The following is a 19,120-nucleotide window of genomic DNA, read 5'->3' as shown; positions in this document are numbered from 1 at the left end:
TTCTGAACGAAAAGAAAATTGGCAGTATAGCAGGTGAGGATGTGAACAGAAAACGTCTGTTTCAAATCATTGGTGTCGTAACGGTTATTAACATATTGTCGCGGTTTTTCGGGTTTGTGCGTGAAGTGATGATTGGATATCATTTTGGCACGTCCTCATTGGCAGACAGTGTTGTTTTGGCCTATACCATTCCGAACTTTTTGTATTTAGTGCTTGGCGGGGCGGTTACGACCGCCTATATTAGTATCTTTAGCAAAATGGCAAACGATATAGAGAAGCAGCGCTTTCACAATACCGTATTTACGTATATGCTGATTTTCTTATTATTGATCACAGCAGGATTAATGGTGTTTGCAAAACCAATTGTCGCATTCTTTTTTTCCGGCCTCGCCGGTTCACAGTTGATGATGACGTCGCAGCTTTTTATGATTACAGCCCCTTCTGCGCTATTTCTTGTTTTTTCAATGTGGTTTTCTGGCATTTTAAACGCGCAAGATCAATTTTATGGCGCTGCCGTTGCGGCATTGGTGAATAACGGAATGTTTGTGCTGCTGGTCGTGCTGCTTTATCCTTTTTGCGGTATTTATGCATATGGATGGGGGGCGGTGGCGAGCGCCGCGGTGATGCTGCTGATTTTGTTTGTTCAGCTGCGGAAAAATAACTTGCACCGCTTTCAGTTTCAATTGGTGACGACGGAACCGGAGTACATCGCCAGAATGTTAAAAATTGCGGTACCCGTCTTGTTTGGCGGCGCGACGCTGCAATTATATATTTTTATTCAGCGCATGTTTGCCTCACAGCTTGAGGCCGGGTATGTGGCGGCTTTAAATTATGCTTTGAAATTTGTCCAGTTGCCGCAAGTGATTTTAATGACTAGCGTAACGACAGTGATCTACCCAATGCTTGCCAAAAAAACAGCGGAGAAGGATTATGGCGGCATTTCATCGATATTTTTCCGCGGGCTGAAATCGCTGTTCATGATTATTGTTCCTGTTTCGGTTTTTGTTTATTTTTACGCCGAAGAAATGGTGAAGCTGATTTTTGAATATGGATCATTTACAGCGCAATCGACAAAAATGACGGCGATGATGCTGAAAATTTTCATCATTGGGATGTTTGCCCAAGCTGCCAATCTGTTTATTACACGGTTTTTTTATGCGATGGAGAAATCATTTGTTCCTGTAGCGACTGGAATGATTTCCGTATTTGGCGTCAATATTTTGATTATTAAGCTGTTCATCGGAAAATATGGGGCGGATGCTGTGGCATGGGGAACGACGGTTAGCGCCATTGTCCAATTTCTCATGCTGGCTATTGCAAGCGTCGTGCAGTTGCGCCTTCAACCGGAAAAAGAAGCACAGTGGCTTCGGCTAATCTTGTATGCTCTTTGTGCAACGATTGCCGCGGCAATAATTCATAAATATATCGATTTTCACCATCATATTGCCAATATTTTTATAGGAGGTCTCACGTTTGTTCTCGTTTCTCTTCTTTTGCTGAAATCATTCCGCTTGATGTCTTTTCAACGGCTGCCGATGATGAAATAGGCAGCCGTTTTTTTGGTTCTATCGAAGAGACGTCCCGTTGAACTTAAGAAGGTTTACGCCATAATTAAGGCGCGATGCAGATCGTTGACGTACAGAAAAAATGCATTTGTTCGAATAAATATGAAGGGGAGATTAATAGATTTTGAGTAATTTTGTTATTTATGTAATAGAGTTAATATGTTATAATCAACGCTGTGGGATTAAAGTGCTGAAATTGTCTGGAAACGGATTTAAAAAAATGGAAATAACCGATTCGAGTTAGAAGTGGAATGAGTGGTTATCCTAGAACTTAAGGGAGGAGTTTTCCCCATGTTATATTTATGGATGACGCTGCTTATATGTTTTGTCTGTTCAGTCGTTTTGACTCCAATTGTTAAAAAATTAGCGTTTGCTGTTGGAGCGACTGATAAGCCAAACTACCGGAAAGTGCACCAGAAAATAATGCCGCGTTTAGGCGGTTTAGCGATATATATCAGCTTTTTGATCGGTTATGCGATTTTGCGCCCATGGAACGAAGACTGGATGTATATTTTGCTTGGAAGCTTTGTTATCGTTGTTATCGGTGTTCTTGATGACATTTATGAACTTCCGGCAAAAATAAAATTTTTCGGCCAGCTGATCGCCGCATTTATTGTGGTGGTCATTGGAGGGCTGCAAGTCACCTTTATCAACCTGCCGTTTGGAGGAGAGCTGCACTTTGGAATATTGAGCATCCCAATCTCCATTATTTGGATTGTGGGGATTACCAATGCCATCAACTTAATCGATGGGCTTGATGGACTAGCCGCGGGAGTGTCTGCGATTGCCTTAATTACTATTTCTGGAATGGCCATCATTATGGGCGACTGGTTCGTTTCCTCGGTAGGGATCATTATGCTTGGAAGCACGTTAGGATTTTTATTATATAATTTCCATCCAGCGAAAATTTTTATGGGCGATACAGGAGCTTTATTTTTAGGGTATATGATTTCGGTCTTGGCGTTGCTCGGCTTTAAAAACGTTACATTCATCTCATTTGTCATTCCTGTACTAATTTTAGGAGTGCCGATTTCAGACACATTTTTCGCCATCATTCGCCGAATCGTCAAAAAGCAGCCTTTATCTGCGCCAGACAAATCGCATTTGCATCATTGTTTGCTCCGGCTTGGATATAGCCATCGGCAAACGGTCCTTATTATTTATGGTATGAGCGCCTTGTTTGGACTTATAGCGATTATTTTATCGCAGGCTGCTGTTTGGGTGTCAATGATTATACTTGCCGTTGTTTTGCTTGCTCTTGAATTGGTGGCAGAAAAAATTGGCCTCGTTGACAGCAATTATCGCCCGATTTTAAAAATTATGCGAGTTATTCGCTATGCCGGTGGAAAGCAAAATTAAAAAAGCCGTCTGGTTTTCTTTACCCAGATGGCTTTTTTTATTGATATTTTTTGCGTTTTTTTATTCCCAAGATGCTGTGAGATGCCGTTTCCGGCGCCCGCATGGTCACCGCAAATGATTTTGGAGCGTTTCACTGATTTCTTGAACAGACTGTTCATCTAACATGTAGTAATAAACTCCGTCATTGCTGTCTGTTCCGGTGAGATGGAGTGATTCAATCGAGAGATTTTTGTTGCTTACGACATAATAGACAAGAGATTTTATCTGGTCAAACGTAAAGTTTGTTTTCATGTTGTTTCCGACCGCTTCGATGACATCGTCGTATTTTGTAATGGAACTCGCCTGGCTCGCTTTCTTCAAAATCGCTTTTAAAATTTCTTGCTGGCGTTTCCCGCGTTCGATGTCGTTATCTTTCTTTCGCGTTCTCGCAAGGGCGAGCGCTTCTTCACCGTTTAACTTTTGAAGCCCTTTTTTCAGGACAATGGCGTTATGATGGTCTTCTGAATCTTTTTCTTTAATGTTATAAGGCACTTCAACTTCGATTCCGCCCAACGCATCGACGACATCCATGAAGGCATAGAAATTCATTTTGACGTAATAATTGATGTGGATATCAAATAAATTTTCGACTGTTTCAACGGTGCACTTTACGCCTCCATAAGCATGTGCGTGCGTAATTTTATCATATTTGTCCTCACATGGAATATATACGTATGAGTCGCGCGGAATGCTCACCATTTTCACAGATTGGTCTTTCGCGTTAAATGTGGCGAGAATCAGCGCATCAGACCTGGTATCTTTTTGGAAATTGCGCGTGCGGCTGTCATCGACGCCAATAAACAGCACAGAAAAATTATCCTTTTTTGGGTCAAGAGACTCGGCGTTATCATATCTGAGCATTTCATATGACTTGTTCATCACCGATTCGGCCTTATGCAGCAAAAATGAAGCATATCCTAAAGAACTGACTAACAATAATAAGCTGAGCATAAACAGCACGAATAAAATGCGTCTTCTTCGCTTTTTCTTTTTTTTCTTTTTGTATCGCTTTCGTCCATTTATTGTCGTTCTTTCATCTACCATGATAATGACTCCTTTTTATCGTTTTGATTAAGGGACGTCTATTTCGAGATATTCTGTTTCTCCTTCTCTTATTTCTGCCCTTCCGTTTGTCAGCTCCGTCATCCAGTCGACAAATGTTTGCTTTTCTGTTTCCTCAACAAAAATTTCCATCTCAACATTTTCGGAGTAATGGATGTCTTTTATAGTATAGTCAGAAGAGCGCAATTCATTTTCCACTTTTCCAAGCCATGTGTAATCGATGGTGACATGCATGACGCGCGTTAGGCGGCGTTCGACGATGCCGGCTGCTTTCAGCCCTTCTGACACCGATTTTCCGTATGCGCGCACAAGGCCGCCTGCCCCAAGTTTAATGCCGCCAAAATAGCGAGTGACCACAGCGACGGTATCTTTCAGCCCTTTTTTCTTCAGCACTTCCAGCATCGGGATGCCGGCAGTGCCGCTCGGTTCCCCGTCATCGTTCGCTTTTTGGATTTGATCGTGCTCGCCGATGATGTAGGCAGAACAATTATGAGTCGCGTCCCAATGCTTTTTTTTTATTTGCTGGATAAACTGGACTGCTTCTTCTTCTGTCGTCGCTCGGTTGATATAGCAAATAAAGCGGGATTTTTCAATGACGATTTCATTTTCGCCATATCCTTTTACTGTATAGTATTTTTGCAACAAAACAAAAATCACCTCGCTGCAACGAAAACGGGTCTGGATAAAAAATCAGACAAGGTTTTTACCAAAAAACATGTTATACTATTTTAGTAGTAGGCAAAAGGGTGAATTTGTTAGTAGATGCTTTTTTTATTATAAATCGACAACTTTTTTCCTTCAAATAAATTTTTTTGGTATCTGTGTGTGAATGGGAAAGCAGCGCAGTAATGCGTTTACGGAGGATGTTGTATGTCGGCAAATAAAAACTTGAATGTGAAAGAATTGGATAAAATTGTCGAAAAAATGATCGACACCGTTCAACATAGCAAGGATGAAATTTTCCGGATTGGCGAACAGTCGCGCCAAGAATACGAATGGATGGTCAAAGAACTGGCAGAGGTAAAGGCAGCGATCCACAGGACGATCGAGGAGGCGGACAAGCTTGAAGTGCAAACACGGCGCTCCCGCCAGCGCCTTTCGGAGGTGAGCCGGAATTTCGCGTCACATTCAGAAAATGAAATCCGCGAGGCGTATGAAAAAGCGCATGAATTGCACATGGAGCTGGCGATGGTCCGGGAAAGGGAAAAGCAGTTGCGGTTGCGCCGGGATGAGCTGGAGCGGCGTTTAATCGGGCTGAAAGAAACGATCGAACGAGCTGATCATTTAGTCGGGCAAGTGACGGTTGTTCTTAATTATTTGACCAGCGATTTCCGGCAAGTTGGTGAATTTATTGAAGGAGCGAGACGGAAGCAAGAATTTGGCTTAAAAATTATTGAAGCACAAGAAGAAGAACGCAAACGGCTGTCGCGGGAAATTCACGACGGCCCGGCGCAAACGCTCGCGCATGTGATTATTCGTTCCGATTTAATGGAAAAAGTGTTAAAAGACCGCGGGATCGAAGCGGCTATTTCGGAGATCCGCGATTTTAAAAAAATGGTCCGTTCAGCTCTTTACGAAGTGCGAAGAATTATTTATGATTTAAGACCAATGGCGCTTGACGATTTAGGATTAGTTCCTACACTAAGAAAATACTTGCAGACAGTCGAAGACTATAGTAAAGGAATCGATATCTCATTTGTCCATATCGGGAAAGAAATGAGACTTCCGCCCCGTTTGGAAGTCGCGGTGTTTCGCCTCGTTCAAGAAGCGGTGCAAAATGCCCTGAAACATGCTGAAGCAACGAAAATTGAAGTGAAAACGGAAATGTGCAGCGGCCAGCTGCTTGTGATGGTGAAAGATGACGGAAAAGGGTTTGACACAACGGTGAAAAAAGAAAATGCTTTTGGGTTAATGGGGATGAAAGAACGGGTTGACTTATTGGAAGGCACGTTAACGATTCGCTCAAAGATCGGGGCCGGCACAACCATTTTCATTCGCATTCCATTGAACATATAACCACAATAAACTAAAAAAGGAGGAGAGGCATTGTGAAAACACGCATTGCTATCATTGACGATCATCAATTGTTTCGGGAAGGGATGAAGCGGATTTTAGAATTTGAAGAAGAGTTTGAGGTGGTCGCCGAGGGAGCAGACGGAAGCGAAGCGCTCGCGATTGTCGAACAACACCGTCCTGACATTGTCATCATGGATATTAATATGCCAAACACCAATGGAGTTGAGGCAACGAGACAGCTGGTGGAAATGTATCCTGACACGAAAATTGTCGTTCTTTCGATTCATGATGACGAAAACTATGTGATGCGCGCACTGCAAATGGGCGCTACCGGCTATTTATTAAAAGACATGGATGCAGATACATTAATTGAAGCGGTGAAAATCGTCGCAGAAGGCGGCTCCTATTTGCATCCGAAGATAACGCATAATTTAATTCGCGAATACCGCCGGCTGTCGGCTGGAAAAAACGAAAAGGAAGGAGAAGGGAAGCGGGAAGCCCGCTGGCCGCTTCATTTGCTAACGCGGCGCGAATGTGAAGTGTTGCAGCTGTTAGCAGACGGAAAAAGCAACCGCGGCATCGGCGAGGCGCTTTACATTAGCGAAAAAACAGTGAAAAACCATGTCAGCAATATTTTGCAAAAACTGAACGTGAATGACCGGACACAAGCGGTCATTGTCGCCATCAAAAACGGCTGGGTCGAAGTCCGCTAGTTTCGCCGGAAAGGACCAAGTGCTTATCGGGTTAATGATAATGAAATTCGTTTCATTTTCCGCTACAATAGGTAACAAAAACGGTAAGGAAGGTATGGACGATGAAAACAGCAATTGTAACGGATAGCACCGCGTACATTCCAAAAGATGTGCGCGACCGGTTGAGGATTCGCATGATTCCGCTGAGCGTCGCGTTTGGCGGGGAAACGTACCGCGAGGAAGTCGATATCAGTGCGGAACAATTTTTCGAAAAAATAAAGCAGCATAAAGAACTGCCGACGACTTCCCAGCCAGCGGTTGGCGAGTTTGTTGAGCTGTTTACATCCCTCCGTGAGGAAGGATATGATGCGGTCATCAGCATCCATCTCTCGAGCGGCATCAGCGGGACATACCAAGGAGCGCTGACGGCAGGAAATATGGTCGATGGCCTGAACGTATATGCGTATGATTCGGAAATCAGCTGCATGGCGCAAGGGTTTTACGCGATTGAAGCGGCGAAGATGGCGCTTGACGGAAAAACGCCGGAGGAAATCATCGCGCGAATCGATGAAATGAAAAAAACGCTGCGCGCCTACTTTATGGTGGACGATTTGGCGCATTTGCAGCGCGGCGGAAGGTTGACAGGCGCGCAGGCGTTTATCGGCGGGCTGCTGCAAATTAAGCCGCTGCTTCACTTTGAAAATAAAGTAATCGTTCCGTTTGAAAAAATCCGCACGCGCAAAAAAGCAATCAAGCGGATTGAAGAACTGCTGGCAGAAGACGCGGCAAAAGGCGTGCCGTTAAAAGCGGCGATCATTCACGCCAACCGCCCGGATGAGGCAGAACAATGGAAACAGCAATTATCGAGCCTTTATCCGAACGTCGAGTTTTCCATTAGCTATTTCGGCCCTGTCATCGCCACCCACCTTGGTGAGGGCGCGTTAGGGCTAACGTGGTATCAGCCGTAATGCTGCGGATGACGCAGGGCTTTGGAAAAGAAGGCTTTGCTCTCGCCGCTGCCTTGATGTGCAAAAGAAACGGGAAACTTAACAAAGGACCAGATCTTAAACGGCAGCGATTTTGGCTTCCGCGTTCCAAGCCCGCTGGACTTAGCGGCGAAATATCCTTTGGTCCAGCAGCAAGAAGTCCTGAATGCGGCTTTATGTTCTTTCTGCTGGACCAAAGCGCACCTTTCATTGATATGGCAGGGATAAACAATGGGAAAAGGAGGAAATGTATGCGTTTTATCGTGGACAAAGGAAGGCTTATCCCTGAAGCGCTGGCCAAAACCGGTAAAAATGCCAAACCGATCAGCCATATTGATTTCACATCTTCGCTCCAGCCAACTCCCGGATTTCCGTATTCCCCGGAACTCCTTTCCTTTTTGGAAGGAAGACAGCTTCTTCTTGAAGAACTTCCCTTTTCTCTCCACCTCATTCAAACACATTATGAACATGGCTATCTTTTCTATGAAAAAGGGATTGTAAAAACAAAACATGGATGGCGCTGCATAAGATGCGGAAACGAGGATGGCCGTTTTTTCGCCTCGTTTCCTTGCGCACGCTGCCATACTGTTTGTACGTATTGCCGCAAATGCATCATGATGGGCCGTGTCAGCGAATGCACGCCGCTTGTTGCCTCCCGCTTTTCTTTTCCGCAGCCACGCTATCTTTCCCCGCTTTCATGGAATGGAACGTTATCCAAAGGACAGCAGCGGGCCGCCGGTGCGGTCGAAGACGCGATCGCCCAGAACAGCGAATTGACTGTCTGGGCGGTGTGCGGGGCAGGCAAGACAGAGGTGCTGTTCCAAGGAATCGCACGGGCGCTGGAAATGGGAAAACGCGTATGCATCGCCACGCCAAGAACCGATGTCGTGCGCGAGCTTGCTCCCCGCTTGCGGCTGGTGTTTCCGGGTGTTCCCCTCATTGCCTTGTACGGCGGCAGCGAAGACCGCGGCAAATCCGCCCCTCTTGTTATTTCCACCACCCACCAGCTTTTACGGTTTTACCGCGCCTTTGACGTGATGGTGATTGATGAAGTGGATGCTTTTCCGTACTCTGTTGAGCCAATGCTTGAGTATGCCGCCGCCAAAGCGCGCAAAGCAGAGTCCAGCCTGATTTATTTAACCGCGACCCCTCATCCGGCGTGGCAGCGGGACATCAGGCGCGGCAAACGGAAAGCCGTCACCATTCCCGCCCGCTACCACGGTTTTCCCCTCCCTGTGCCGTCGTTCGAATGGTGCGGCAACTGGCGCAGGCAGCTGAAGCGCGGGCGCCTTCCCCGCAATGTGGCGGCATGGGTCCTATCCCGCATGGAAACAAAAAAACAAGCGTTTTTATTCGTCCCCCAGATTGATGTGCTCGAACAAGTCGTACACATAGTTAAACAATGGCATGAGCGGGTTGAAGGCGTCCACGCGGAAGACCCGGAGCGCGCCGAGAAAGTGCAGGCGTTTCGCGACGGGCGCATTCCGCTTCTTGTCACTACGACCATTTTAGAGCGCGGCGTGACCGTCCCAAACATCGATGTCGCCGTGCTTGGCGCCGAAGACGATATTTTTACGGAAAGCGCGCTCGTGCAAATTGCCGGCCGCGTCGGCCGCAGCGTCCAGCATCCAGACGGCGATATCCGCTTTTTCCATTATGGAAAGACGAGAGGAATGGTGGCAGCGAAGCGGCAGATTGAAAGAATGAATAAGGAAGCAGCGGAAAGGGGGCTATTGAGGACGCAATGAATTGTTTGCTTTGCCACACGCCGTACAATCCAATCACAAGCTGGCAGCATTTTTTGACGTTAAAAAAAGCGGACTGCCTCTGTGCGAAATGCCGCAATGCTTTGCTGAAAATTGCCGGAGACATTTGCGATATTTGCGGCCGGCCTTCCGCGGGCCTTAAACCATCGCATCAACAAAAGAGGCTATGCGCTGATTGCATCCGCTGGCAAGCAGACGATGAATGGAAAGATGTGTTAACGAAAAACCGCTCAGTGTATATGTACAATGATTTTATGAAGGAAGTGGTTGCGCTTTGGAAATTTCGCGGCGACTACGCGGTGGTCCAAGCGTTTCAGGACGAATTTTGCCGCGAGTTTTACCGCCATTTTGACAATACCTTTCTGATCGTCCCTGTTCCTCTCAGCGCCGAGCGCCTGTTCGAACGCGGCTTTAACCAGGCAAAGGCGCTCGCCGAGCTGCTTGCCCTCCCTATTCATGAGCTGCTTTGCCGCCGCCATTTGGAAAAACAGTCCAAAAAGTCGCGCCTTGAGCGGCTGCGGACCGAAAACGTTTTTCGCCTGTCGGAACAAACATCTTTGCAGGGCAAACCGATTGTGTTAATCGACGACATTTATACGACAGGGACGACATTAAGGCATGCGGCGAAGGTGTTGCTTAAGGCTGGCGCTGCCTCTGTTTCTTCGTTAACATTGGCAAGAGGTTAATATTGCCGGGCAACATGCCGATATTAAGAATAGTAAAAGATAGTGCGGGAGTGTGAAATCATGCAAGTTCGCAACGATTTTATCATGAGCGAGCCGGCACCGTTTTCTTTGAAAGAGGGAGAAACATTTTTCGCAACAGTGAAGGAAAAGTTAAGCAACGATGAAGCGATTATAACGGTGAAAGGACAAGATGTACACGTTCGCTTTCAAGGAGAAATCCCAAAGGAAGATAAAGTGGTTGTGCGAATCGTTGGCATCAAAGATCATGTTTTACAAGTGCAGGCAGTACCGAAAGCAGCGGAAACAAATGGCCCAGCCGCCGGTTTATTTCCTGCCGGTGAATTAGAAAAAGCGGAACAAATTTTGCTTGCGCAAGGAATTCGCCTATCTAAGGAAGAAAAAGCAATATTAAGGCGCTTTTTCGAAAAAGCCAAGGGGACGCTAAATGAAAAATTGGAAACGGTACAGGCGCTTGCGAATAAAAAGCTGGAAGTGGCCGAATCGCATCTGCAGGCCATCCATGAAGCGCTGCATGGCGACTCGTTCGGCGAAACATTGGCGCAGCTCGCCGATCATCTTGCGCTTTTGCCGAGCTTACGATCTTCAGTGGAAAACAGTTTGCAAGCTTTGATGGGAAACGGGCTGCAAACTTCAGCAGAGGATAATTTACAAGATTGGAAGGAGAACAACCACGATTTCGTCAGCAATGGCGCGAAAGTTTTCCACTCTCCAGCTGAAACAGACTTAATGGAGGAGCAAGAAATCCCTCAAAAGAATCAATCTGCTGAAACGGCAGAAAGTCAACAAACGGAATGGACATATTGGAATGAGGAATGGATGCAAGCATTCCCCGCCCCAGCCAAAAATATCATCGTGAAGACGATTACGGAAAAACTCTCACAAGCGGCGCTTGATTTTAAAAAACTGCAAATAGAGATGAATAAGAAGCTGGAAAACGCGGCATTTTTACTGGATAATGGACAAACATCGGCGCGCCAGCAGGCAAAGCAATTGGTCGAAGCCGTGATTCGTACGTTAGACCGCGCTATTTTGCAAGGAGAGTTTATGCTTTTTACCGATATGAAAACAGAGAAGCAAATGCTGCAGGCAAGCGCGAAATTGGCAGAAGCAAAGCAATTGCTTACTGAAGGAAAGCAAAGCGATGCATTAAAAGCCGTGAAAGAAGTAAAGCATTTGCTTGAGGGGCTTCGCTTTCAGCCAGCGGATGTTAAAGTGAAGCATTTTGTTTCCGCTCATCCTTTCAGCGGAGAGGATCCGGAAGCAGCGCCGAAGCAGCAGCTTTTGCCGCAGCTGGCACGGATATTGAAGTTTCCGCTCGGTGAGGAAGTTTCGGCAAGAAATACGTTCGAACAATTCCGGCAATTAGGGTTTCACCATGAGAAAGATGTCTTCCATGCTTTGCTGTCTAAACAGATGGCCAGAGAGCCGCAAAATATAAAGGCGCTGTTGTTGAAGCTAAGCCAAGGCGAATTTGGCGTGATTGCAGCGCAAGCTGAGCATGCTGTGGCGAATATGACAGGCCAGCAGTTGCTAAGCAAATTTGACGCCGGCAATCATATGCAAACGATGTTTTACCAAGTGCCGGTATTGTTGCATGACCAAATGGAAACGGTCCGTATTTATTTAAACGCCCGAAATGACGGGGGAAAGCTTGATTGGCAAAATTGCAGCCTGTACTTTTTGCTTGACACGGAAAAATACGGGAAAATCGGGATTTTACTACAGGCATTGGAAAGAGATTTAACAGTGACCATAAAAACGGATAGCGAGAAACTTACCGAAGCATTAAAAGCGTTAACAGAGACGGCTAAAGAAAATCTGGAGGAAATCGGCTACAATGTGAAAGGAATTACGTTTGCGAAAATGAATCATAAACATGAAGAAGAAAAAACAGCGGCGGAAACAAGAAAAGCAGACGAAAGAAATAGCGGGAAAGGGTATGATTGGAAGGTATGAAGAACGGTTATCAGCATTTTTCTGCGCTGGCAAGTTATCAAAGCGGAGCCGATCAGCTGCCGGAGCCAAAAATCCATACTGTAAACGAAATAATCAAGCAGGCGCAACAGCAGCGCATTCCTATGCAAAGCGATTCAGCGCTTGTTAAGCATTTAGTTGACCCGGAAAATCGTGTTCCTTCACAGCTTTATGCGGTGATTGGGGAAATTTTGAAATTAATTAAGAACATCGAACGGCAATAGGGGAGATTCATGTGGAAATTCGAAAAATCACAAATGCGAACATGGTGAACGTAAGCAAAAAAGAAGCAGCTGTTTCCCCGTCTGTATCGTTTGCGGAGGTTGTGGCAAAGCAAAACGAAGAACTCGCGCTCGAACGATTTCGCCAGCTTGCGAAAGAAATCGAAGAACAAGGAAAAAAATTAGCAGAATCGCGTTCGGTGGAAGATTTGCGAAAATATAAACGGCTTGTGAAAAAGCTGCTGGATGATGCGGTACAAAACGGTTTGCGATTGTCAGAACAACATGGTTTCAATTGGAGCGGCCGGTCGCGTTTGTACAAAATGGTGAAAGAAGTGGATAAAAAGCTTATCGATCTCACGAATGCGGTGTTGCAAAAAGAAAAACAAGGAATCGACCTTTTAGGCACAATCGGGGAAATTCAAGGGTTAATCATCAATATTTATACGTAAGCGTTTCTTATGTCTTATAATAAAAGGAGAGAGGAATATGGGGAGGATAAGCAATGAATTTAGCGAATTGCCCAAACTGCGGACGTTTATTTGTTAAAACTTCGTTTCGTGATATTTGTGAGGATTGCTATAAAGAGGAAGAAGAGGCGTTTGAGAAAGTTTACCATTTTTTGCGGAAAAGAGAAAACCGCATGGCGACAATGGCGCAAATTGTTGACGCAACAGGAGTAAAGGAATCGCTGCTGATTAAATTTATTCAAAGCGGCCGGCTGAAACTTGCGCAATTTCCAAATTTAACATATCCTTGCGCCCGCTGTGGTGCGTTGATTCGCCAAGGCAAGCTTTGCGAAAACTGTTTAAAAGATTTAAATCAACAGCTAGAAGAGCTGCAAAAAGAAGAAAGGAAAAAACGCCGTCAGGCAGAAAACATTTATTATACGAAAAGGAACGATGAAAATAAATTTTGAATGGTTGTTAACAATCTTTTGCGTTTGCCGATAATATAGATAGAAGTTGCGGCAACGAACGGCACAGGGCATGTTAAAAGGGGGGATTTTCATGAGAATTGACAAATTCGGCCTGCCAGGCATTAATCCTTATAAACGGCAATTTGATAAAGAGACGCAAGTGAAAAAAAATGACATTAAACAAGATAAAGTGGAAATTTCCGCAGCGGCGAAAGAACTGCAGCAGCTTTCCCAATGGACGGTCGAACATCAAGAAAAAGTGCGCAAGTTAAAGGAGCAAGTGCAAAACGGGACATATAAAATTGACGCGAAGGAAATTGCGAAAAGTGTATATCGATTTTATTTTGACAATTAAAAGAAAATCAGTATTACGCGTAATACTGGTTTAATTTTTATGTACTTTCAGGGAGAGATTGGATTGTCTGCCAAACAATTAATAGAGGTGCTAGAAAACCATGTGAAACTGCATAAAGGTTTGCTGGAGCTGGCAAACAAAAAAACGGAAGTGCTAAAAAAAGGCGATACGGAAGCACTGAACGGAATTGTGAAAGAAGAACAAAAATATATTGCGGCCATTGGCCGTGTTGAGCAGGAACGCATTCGTGTTGTTCACGCGATGATCGGCGAGACGGACGAACCGACATTAACAGCGTGCATTTTGCAAACAGAAGGAACGGAACGGGCCATGCTTGAGAAACTGCGGGATGACTTATCAGCGGTGCTGTCGGAATTAAAAAATGTGAACCAATTAAACGAGCAGCTGGCCAAGCAATCATTGCAATTTGTCCATGTCATGCTGAATATGCTCATGCCGCAGCCGAAAGAAGTGAATTACCGGAAACCGAACGTGGCGCCGTCTTCATATGAAGGCGGGAGTTCATTATTTGATTCCAAAGCTTAGCAAACAAGCAATTTTCAAGGATTGGGGGAAAAGGAGATGCTATCAACGTTTCATGGCTTAGAGGTAGCCAAACGGGGCATGTTTACCCAGCAAGCGGCATTATATGTGACCGCACATAATATTGCCAACGCGAATACGCCCGGTTATTCGCGCCAGCGCGTCAATTTTGTCGAAACGGAACCGTTTCCGCCAGCGTCGATGAACCGTCCGCAAATTCCGGGACAAATGGGAACGGGGGTTGAAGCGGGGTCTATACAGCGAATACGCGATAGCTTTCTAGATTATCAATATCGCAACGAAGCTAGTAAATTAGGCTATTGGAGCGCACGTTCAGAAGCGATTGCAAAAATGGAAGATATTATGAATGAGCCGAGCGAATTTGGTCTCAGTAAGGCGATGACGCAGTTTTGGGAATCGCTGCAAGATTTAAGCGCTAATCCGGAAAATGAGGGAGCGCGCGCTGTTGTGCGCCAACGCGGGGTAGCAGTGGCAGAATCTTTTAATTACCTTTACACTTCTTTATCTCAAATTCGCGACGATTTAGGGCAAGAAATTAAAACAGGTTTATTAGAAGTGAACTCGATTTTGAAACAAATCAGTGAACTGAATGATCAAATTAAAGCCGTCGAACCGAACGGTTATTTGCCAAATGACCTTTATGATAAACGTGATGCCCTTGTCGATGAACTATCAAAATATTTTCAGGTAAAGGTGGAAACAGTTCCTTCTGGCGGAAACGCTCTAGATATAGCAGAAGGAATTTATGAGATTTCACTTGTTAATCAAGATGGATCCACAATAAAGATAGTGACGAAAGACGGCTATTCTAAATTATCTGTTGATCCACCTGTTGATCCTGTTAACGACCCTACAAATCCGGACGGATATGTTTCTAAAATTCAAATCGAAGATGCTCTCGGAAACATAACAACAATAAGGGACAGCGAGTTCGGCAATTTAGCGAGCGGCAGAATTAAATCATTGATTGAATCTTATGGCTACGGATCTGACCCAAATAATGTGAAAGGCTATTATCCTGAGATGCTTGCCGATTTGGATAAAATGGCGTATTCGTTTGCTACTATGTTTAATGCACAACATCGAGAGGGATATGATCTTAACAATTCGAATGGAGTAGATTTTTTTGAAATGAATGTAAGTGATAATACAACAGGAAAAGGTGCAGCGGCTTCGATTAAAGTTTCTGATGTAATCATGAGTGATCTTGGGAAGATTGCTGCATCTTCGAACAGTGGGGAATCTGGAAACGGCAATAATGCTCTTTATTTATCCATGATTAAAGATGTTCAAATTACTAATGGTTCAGCCGCTCTGCCAAGTGGTAGCGGAACGACGGTTAGCGTGCCTATTACTAGTGGAACGGTGCAAACGTTTTATCAGGGGCTTGTTGGGAAAATCGGCGTCGATGGGCAACAAGCGGAGAGAATGAAAACGAATGCGGAGACGCTCGCAACTTCTGTTGACAATAAACGCCAATCTGTCAGCTCTGTTTCACTGGATGAAGAAATGACGAATATGATTAAATTCCAGCATGCTTATAATGCAGCTGCTCGCATTATTACAGCAATCGATGAAATGCTTGATAAAATTATTAACAATATGGGGATTGCTGGAAGGTAGGTGAGTGATTATGAGAGTTACACAGTTTATGCTGGCGAATAATATGCTTCGAAATTTATCAAACAGCTATGAACGGCTTGGAAAATATCAAGAACAGTTAGTGACAGGGAAGAAAATTTCCCGCCCTTCCGATGATCCAGTTGTGGCAATGAAAGGGATAGCTTATCGGGAGGATTTAGCGCGTGTAAAGCAATATCAGCGCAACATAGGAGAGGTACATAACTGGATTGATAGCGCAGATGACGCGTTAGATAAAGCCGGACTCGCTTTGCAGCGCGTGCAGGAACTTGTTGTCCAGGCATCAACTGATACAGCTACTCCAGAAGACCGCAAAAAAATTGCGGATGAAATTGAGCAAATTCAAAAGCACATTGTCGATGTCGCCAATACGAAAGTCGGTGGTAAATATATTTTTAACGGAGCCGATACGAAGAATCCGTTGTTTATCGGCTATCCAGGAGAAATGGGCTTTGCGGTAAACGGCAATCAAAGCGATGTCGAAATCGAAGTGTTTGATGGTATTAAGTTAGATGTCAATATTGATGGGAAAACTTTATTTACGGGAATTATCGGGATGTTAGATAATTTAAAGACGGTTTTAAATGATCCTAACAGTACTGGAAACACAATTAGCAGCCATTTAAGCCAAGTTGAAGCGCAACAAGACGCTTTGTTAGCGGCCCGTTCGGAACTTGGTGCGAAGCAAAATCGGGTCGAGATGATGGAAAACCGCTTGTCCACGCAAGAAGTGATTGCGACAAAATTAATGTCTAACAACGAAGATATCGAATACGAAAAAACGATTACCGACCTTATTACACAAGAGAGCGTGCATCGTGTTGCTTTAAGCGTAGGCGCGCGCATTATTCAGCCTACATTGGTTGATTTTCTCCGTTAACAAAGGGGAAAGGTGAGCAAACATGAATTTCCCGCAAATACAAATTCGCACGACAAGAGCGATTCTCGGTTTACATATTGAAAAGCCGATTCAGCACATCGAGCAGCCGAAAGCAGATCTGCATATTGAACAAAAACCGGCAACGCTTACGATTGACTCCAAACCGGCCCGGTTGACGATTGACCAGTCAAAAGCATGGAGCGATATGGGGTTGCTTGATCCGTTTGATTCTACAAGAAAATTTGCTGAGGAAGGCCGCGAAGCGCTGTTGGAAGGCATTGCCCGCCGCGCGCAAGAAGGAGACCGGCTCATGAAAATTGAAAATGGGGGCAATGCAATTGCGGCGATTGCGGCTGAAAAAGGCTTCCATTCTTATAAACAACTTGGAATAAAATTTATCCCTTCCGTTCATAGTGTAGATATTGGCTACCAACCAGGTTATTTGGATATTCAAATCGATGCAAATAAACCAATCATTAAGGCAAACGTAAATAGACCGATTCACGAATACAAGCCTGGGAATGTCTCTGCCTATATGATTCAATACCCGTCTATCAAAATTGATGTGAAATATTAACAGAAAAGCGGTGCCGTTGCGGTGTACCGCTTTTTTTGTGAAAATGGGAAAGGAGCTTTTCGCTATGAAAATAACATCAAAATTTTTAGGAGAAATTGAAATAAATGAAGAACAAATTATCCATTTTCCAAACGGGATACCTGGATTTGAAGAAGAAAAGCAATTTGTCATTTTGCCATTAGAAGAACAATCGCCGTTTGCGATTTTACAGTCGATTCATCACAGCCATGTCGGCTTTGTCATTGCTTATCCATTCTCTTTCTACCCGGATTATGCGTTTGATTTAACAGAAGAAGATATTGAAAAGCTGAAATTGAATTCTCCTGATGATTGCTTGACATATACGATTATGACGCTAAAAGAGCCGTTTGCTGATTCTACCATTAACTTAAAAGCTCCAATCGTTATTAACGTGAAAGAAAAAATAGGAAAGCAACTCATTCTTCATGACAGCGTCTACCCGATCCGTTTTCCGTTGTCCGAGGCGCGCGGGAAGGAGGGAAAATAATGCTCGTTCTTACCCGCAAGAAAAATGAATCGATTATGATTGGCGATTCGATTGAAATTAAAGTGCTTGCCATCGAAGGAGAACAAATTAAACTCGGCATCATTGCGCCGAAACATATCGACGTCTACAGAAAAGAAATATATACAGCTATCCAAGAAGAAAACAAACAAGCGGCAGACGTTTCTACGAACTTGTTGCAACAACTAAAAAATAATAAAAAAAATTAAAAAAACCATTAAACATTCCATGAATGCTTCCGATATTAAAGATGTAAGGCAGGGAAGGGCAATTGGCCGTCCCTGTGAAAAATCTACAAGGATGTAGAAAAAACTATTCAAGGAGGAATTAAAATGAGAATCCAACACAACATCTCTGCGTTAAACACGTACCGCCAATTATCATTTAACAACACTCAAGCTGCGAAAAACCTTGAAAAACTTTCTTCAGGGTACCGCATCAACCGTGCTGGCGACGATGCAGCAGGCCTTGCCATCTCTGAAAAAATGCGCGGCCAAATCCGCGGTCTTGAAATGGCAGCGAAAAACGCGCAAGACGGCATCTCTTTAATCCAAACAGCTGAAGGTGCATTAAATGAAACTCATGCGATCCTTCAACGTATGCGCGAACTTGCCGTACAAGCAGCGAACGATACAAACGTAACTGCTGACCGTAAAGCAATCCAAGACGAAATTAATGCGCTTGTATCTGAAATTAACCGTATTGCAGCAAACACTGAATTCAACACGCAAAAACTTTTAGATGGTACTTTCTCTGGTAAAGCATTCCAAATTGGAGCGAACAGTGGTCAATCCATTACATTAACAATTGCGACTATGAATGCAGCTGCGCTTTCAATAAATGCTTTAGCAGTAACGAATGCAGCAAGTGCAAATAATGCGATTACTAAAATTAATAATGCAATTGAAAAAGTGTCGACAGAACGTTCTAAACTTGGTGCTGTTCAAAACCGCCTAGAACACACCATCAACAACCTTGGCGCAACTGCAGAAAACTTAACTGCTGCTGAATCACGTATCCGTGACGTTGATTATGCCTTAGCTGCGTAAGCGGCGACAGGCAGAGTCGTCCTAGCTGGAAACGGCTAGGAGTATCACCGGGTGAATTGCTGGAACACCCTTAGAGCCTTTGACGCCACAACGGAGCTGGAAACGGCAGACGTGATGGCTTGAAAAGTCAAAGGATTGGGCAACCAGCAGCCAAGCTCCTGTCCCGAAAGGGTGGAGAAGGTTCAACGACTAGGACATACCACCTAAAGCGCATGCGCTATG

At 44.6% G+C, this 19,120-nt stretch carries 21 protein-coding genes; 19 read left to right on the top strand and 2 right to left on the bottom strand.

The genetic code is table 11. The features are described from left to right. The first annotated feature begins 41 nt into the window (after positions 1-41). Both murJ and AOT13_RS01230 read left to right on the top strand, forming a co-directional pair. Entirely contained in the window at positions 42-1,547 is a 1,506-nt protein-coding gene (gene murJ / locus AOT13_RS01235; protein WP_042384699.1) for a murein biosynthesis integral membrane protein MurJ, read from the top strand. Between the two features lie 309 nt (positions 1,548-1,856). Continuing rightward, complete coding sequence (locus tag AOT13_RS01230) at positions 1,857-2,924, top strand: glycosyltransferase family 4 protein (protein WP_042384644.1); 1,068 nt, start codon at positions 1,857-1,859, stop codon at positions 2,922-2,924. Between the two features lie 105 nt (positions 2,925-3,029). Here the strand turns inward: AOT13_RS01230 and AOT13_RS01225 are convergent, their stop codons facing one another. Both AOT13_RS01225 and AOT13_RS01220 read right to left on the bottom strand, forming a co-directional pair. After that, complete coding sequence (locus tag AOT13_RS01225) at positions 3,030-4,007, bottom strand: LCP family protein (RefSeq protein ID WP_013876202.1); 978 nt, start codon at positions 4,005-4,007, stop codon at positions 3,030-3,032. Between the two features lie 27 nt (positions 4,008-4,034). Beyond that, positions 4,035-4,670 carry a YigZ family protein gene (locus tag AOT13_RS01220; protein WP_003247931.1) on the bottom strand — a complete coding sequence of 212 codons (636 nt, stop codon included), beginning with the start codon at positions 4,668-4,670 and terminating at the stop codon, positions 4,035-4,037. 225 nt (positions 4,671-4,895) lie between these two features. Here AOT13_RS01220 and AOT13_RS01215 point away from each other — a divergent pair, with 225 nt between their 5' ends. From AOT13_RS01215 to AOT13_RS01135, 17 genes are all read left to right on the top strand, one after another. Then, positions 4,896-6,041 carry a sensor histidine kinase gene (locus AOT13_RS01215; RefSeq protein WP_013876204.1) on the top strand — a complete coding sequence of 382 codons (1,146 nt, stop codon included), beginning with the start codon at positions 4,896-4,898 and terminating at the stop codon, positions 6,039-6,041. Positions 6,042-6,073: 32 nt separating this feature from the next. After that, on the top strand, positions 6,074-6,754 hold the full coding sequence (locus tag AOT13_RS01210; protein WP_003247936.1) for a response regulator: 681 nt from the start codon (positions 6,074-6,076) through the stop codon (positions 6,752-6,754). A gap of 101 nt (positions 6,755-6,855) precedes the next feature. Continuing rightward, entirely contained in the window at positions 6,856-7,701 is an 846-nt protein-coding gene (locus tag AOT13_RS01205; RefSeq protein WP_003247938.1) for a DegV family protein, read from the top strand. A gap of 269 nt (positions 7,702-7,970) precedes the next feature. Beyond that, positions 7,971-9,467 (top strand): ATP-dependent helicase ComFA, encoded by a 1,497-nt coding sequence (locus AOT13_RS01200; protein WP_042384697.1) that lies wholly within the window; start codon positions 7,971-7,973, stop codon positions 9,465-9,467. Further along, on the top strand, positions 9,464-10,171 hold the full coding sequence (locus tag AOT13_RS01195) for a ComF family protein (RefSeq protein ID WP_013399953.1): 708 nt from the start codon (positions 9,464-9,466) through the stop codon (positions 10,169-10,171). Before AOT13_RS01200 ends, AOT13_RS01195 begins: the two co-directional genes overlap by 4 nt. A gap of 60 nt (positions 10,172-10,231) precedes the next feature. Further along, positions 10,232-12,148, top strand: coding sequence for a hypothetical protein (locus AOT13_RS01190; protein WP_013876207.1), 1,917 nt, complete (start codon positions 10,232-10,234; stop codon positions 12,146-12,148). Next, complete coding sequence (locus AOT13_RS01185) at positions 12,145-12,390, top strand: flagellar biosynthesis protein FlhB (protein ID WP_013876208.1); 246 nt, start codon at positions 12,145-12,147, stop codon at positions 12,388-12,390. Before AOT13_RS01190 ends, AOT13_RS01185 begins: the two co-directional genes overlap by 4 nt. Positions 12,391-12,401: 11 nt before the next feature. Continuing rightward, complete coding sequence (locus tag AOT13_RS01180) at positions 12,402-12,839, top strand: YaaR family protein (protein WP_042384640.1); 438 nt, start codon at positions 12,402-12,404, stop codon at positions 12,837-12,839. Positions 12,840-12,892: 53 nt separating this feature from the next. Beyond that, positions 12,893-13,306, top strand: a complete 414-nt coding sequence (locus tag AOT13_RS01175; protein WP_013399957.1) for a TIGR03826 family flagellar region protein — start codon at positions 12,893-12,895, stop codon at positions 13,304-13,306. 91 nt (positions 13,307-13,397) lie between these two features. Beyond that, on the top strand, positions 13,398-13,661 hold the full coding sequence (flgM, locus tag AOT13_RS01170) for a flagellar biosynthesis anti-sigma factor FlgM (RefSeq protein WP_042384635.1): 264 nt from the start codon (positions 13,398-13,400) through the stop codon (positions 13,659-13,661). 63 nt (positions 13,662-13,724) lie between these two features. After that, positions 13,725-14,207: a flagellar protein FlgN gene (locus AOT13_RS01165; RefSeq protein ID WP_013876211.1), complete on the top strand. Its 483-nt coding sequence runs from the start codon at positions 13,725-13,727 to the stop codon at positions 14,205-14,207. A 36-nt stretch (positions 14,208-14,243) separates the two neighbouring features. Further along, entirely contained in the window at positions 14,244-15,848 is a 1,605-nt protein-coding gene (flgK, locus tag AOT13_RS01160; RefSeq protein ID WP_042384632.1) for a flagellar hook-associated protein FlgK, read from the top strand. 10 nt (positions 15,849-15,858) lie between these two features. Beyond that, positions 15,859-16,746, top strand: a complete 888-nt coding sequence (gene flgL, locus AOT13_RS01155) for a flagellar hook-associated protein FlgL (RefSeq protein WP_042384629.1) — start codon at positions 15,859-15,861, stop codon at positions 16,744-16,746. Between the two features lie 22 nt (positions 16,747-16,768). Then, positions 16,769-17,323, top strand: a complete 555-nt coding sequence (locus AOT13_RS01150; protein WP_013876214.1) for a DUF6470 family protein — start codon at positions 16,769-16,771, stop codon at positions 17,321-17,323. 64 nt (positions 17,324-17,387) lie between these two features. Beyond that, positions 17,388-17,831 (top strand): flagellar assembly protein FliW, encoded by a 444-nt coding sequence (gene fliW, locus AOT13_RS01145; protein ID WP_042384626.1) that lies wholly within the window; start codon positions 17,388-17,390, stop codon positions 17,829-17,831. Then, positions 17,831-18,058: a carbon storage regulator CsrA gene (gene csrA / locus AOT13_RS01140; RefSeq protein ID WP_003247966.1), complete on the top strand. Its 228-nt coding sequence runs from the start codon at positions 17,831-17,833 to the stop codon at positions 18,056-18,058. The genes fliW and csrA overlap by 1 nt, the downstream gene beginning before the upstream one ends. Positions 18,059-18,181: 123 nt before the next feature. Continuing rightward, the gene (locus AOT13_RS01135) at positions 18,182-18,898 is read left to right on the top strand and encodes a flagellin N-terminal helical domain-containing protein (protein WP_042384623.1); all 717 of its coding nucleotides are present in this window, start codon (positions 18,182-18,184) and stop codon (positions 18,896-18,898) included. Positions 18,899-19,120: the final 222 nt, after the last annotated feature.

Origin of the sequence: Parageobacillus thermoglucosidasius (assembly GCF_001295365.1) — a bacterium.
Classification (GTDB): Bacteria; Bacillota; Bacilli; order Bacillales; family Anoxybacillaceae; genus Parageobacillus; species Parageobacillus thermoglucosidasius.
The sequence above is the reverse complement of the archived record's forward strand: the minus strand, read 5'-3'. Positions and strand labels throughout refer to the sequence as shown.

Excerpts from the sequence above, each read along its gene's own strand:
- AOT13_RS01230 (WP_042384644.1), top strand. The coding sequence starts at position 1,857 with ATGTTATATTTATGGATGACGCTGCTTATATGTTTTGTCTGTTCAGTC.
- AOT13_RS01225 (WP_013876202.1), bottom strand. The coding sequence starts at position 4,007 with ATGGTAGATGAAAGAACGACAATAAATGGACGAAAGCGATACAAAAAG.
- AOT13_RS01215 (WP_013876204.1), top strand. The coding sequence starts at position 4,896 with ATGTCGGCAAATAAAAACTTGAATGTGAAAGAATTGGATAAAATTGTC.
- AOT13_RS01205 (WP_003247938.1), top strand. The coding sequence starts at position 6,856 with ATGAAAACAGCAATTGTAACGGATAGCACCGCGTACATTCCAAAAGAT.
- AOT13_RS01200 (WP_042384697.1), top strand. The coding sequence starts at position 7,971 with ATGCGTTTTATCGTGGACAAAGGAAGGCTTATCCCTGAAGCGCTGGCC.
- AOT13_RS01195 (WP_013399953.1), top strand. The coding sequence starts at position 9,464 with ATGAATTGTTTGCTTTGCCACACGCCGTACAATCCAATCACAAGCTGG.
- AOT13_RS01190 (WP_013876207.1), top strand. The coding sequence starts at position 10,232 with ATGCAAGTTCGCAACGATTTTATCATGAGCGAGCCGGCACCGTTTTCT.
- AOT13_RS01185 (WP_013876208.1), top strand. The coding sequence starts at position 12,145 with ATGAAGAACGGTTATCAGCATTTTTCTGCGCTGGCAAGTTATCAAAGC.
- AOT13_RS01175 (WP_013399957.1), top strand. The coding sequence starts at position 12,893 with ATGAATTTAGCGAATTGCCCAAACTGCGGACGTTTATTTGTTAAAACT.
- flgM (WP_042384635.1), top strand. The coding sequence starts at position 13,398 with ATGAGAATTGACAAATTCGGCCTGCCAGGCATTAATCCTTATAAACGG.
- flgK (WP_042384632.1), top strand. The coding sequence starts at position 14,244 with ATGCTATCAACGTTTCATGGCTTAGAGGTAGCCAAACGGGGCATGTTT.
- flgL (WP_042384629.1), top strand. The coding sequence starts at position 15,859 with ATGAGAGTTACACAGTTTATGCTGGCGAATAATATGCTTCGAAATTTA.
- AOT13_RS01150 (WP_013876214.1), top strand. The coding sequence starts at position 16,769 with ATGAATTTCCCGCAAATACAAATTCGCACGACAAGAGCGATTCTCGGT.
- fliW (WP_042384626.1), top strand. The coding sequence starts at position 17,388 with ATGAAAATAACATCAAAATTTTTAGGAGAAATTGAAATAAATGAAGAA.
- csrA (WP_003247966.1), top strand. The coding sequence starts at position 17,831 with ATGCTCGTTCTTACCCGCAAGAAAAATGAATCGATTATGATTGGCGAT.
- AOT13_RS01135 (WP_042384623.1), top strand. The coding sequence starts at position 18,182 with ATGAGAATCCAACACAACATCTCTGCGTTAAACACGTACCGCCAATTA.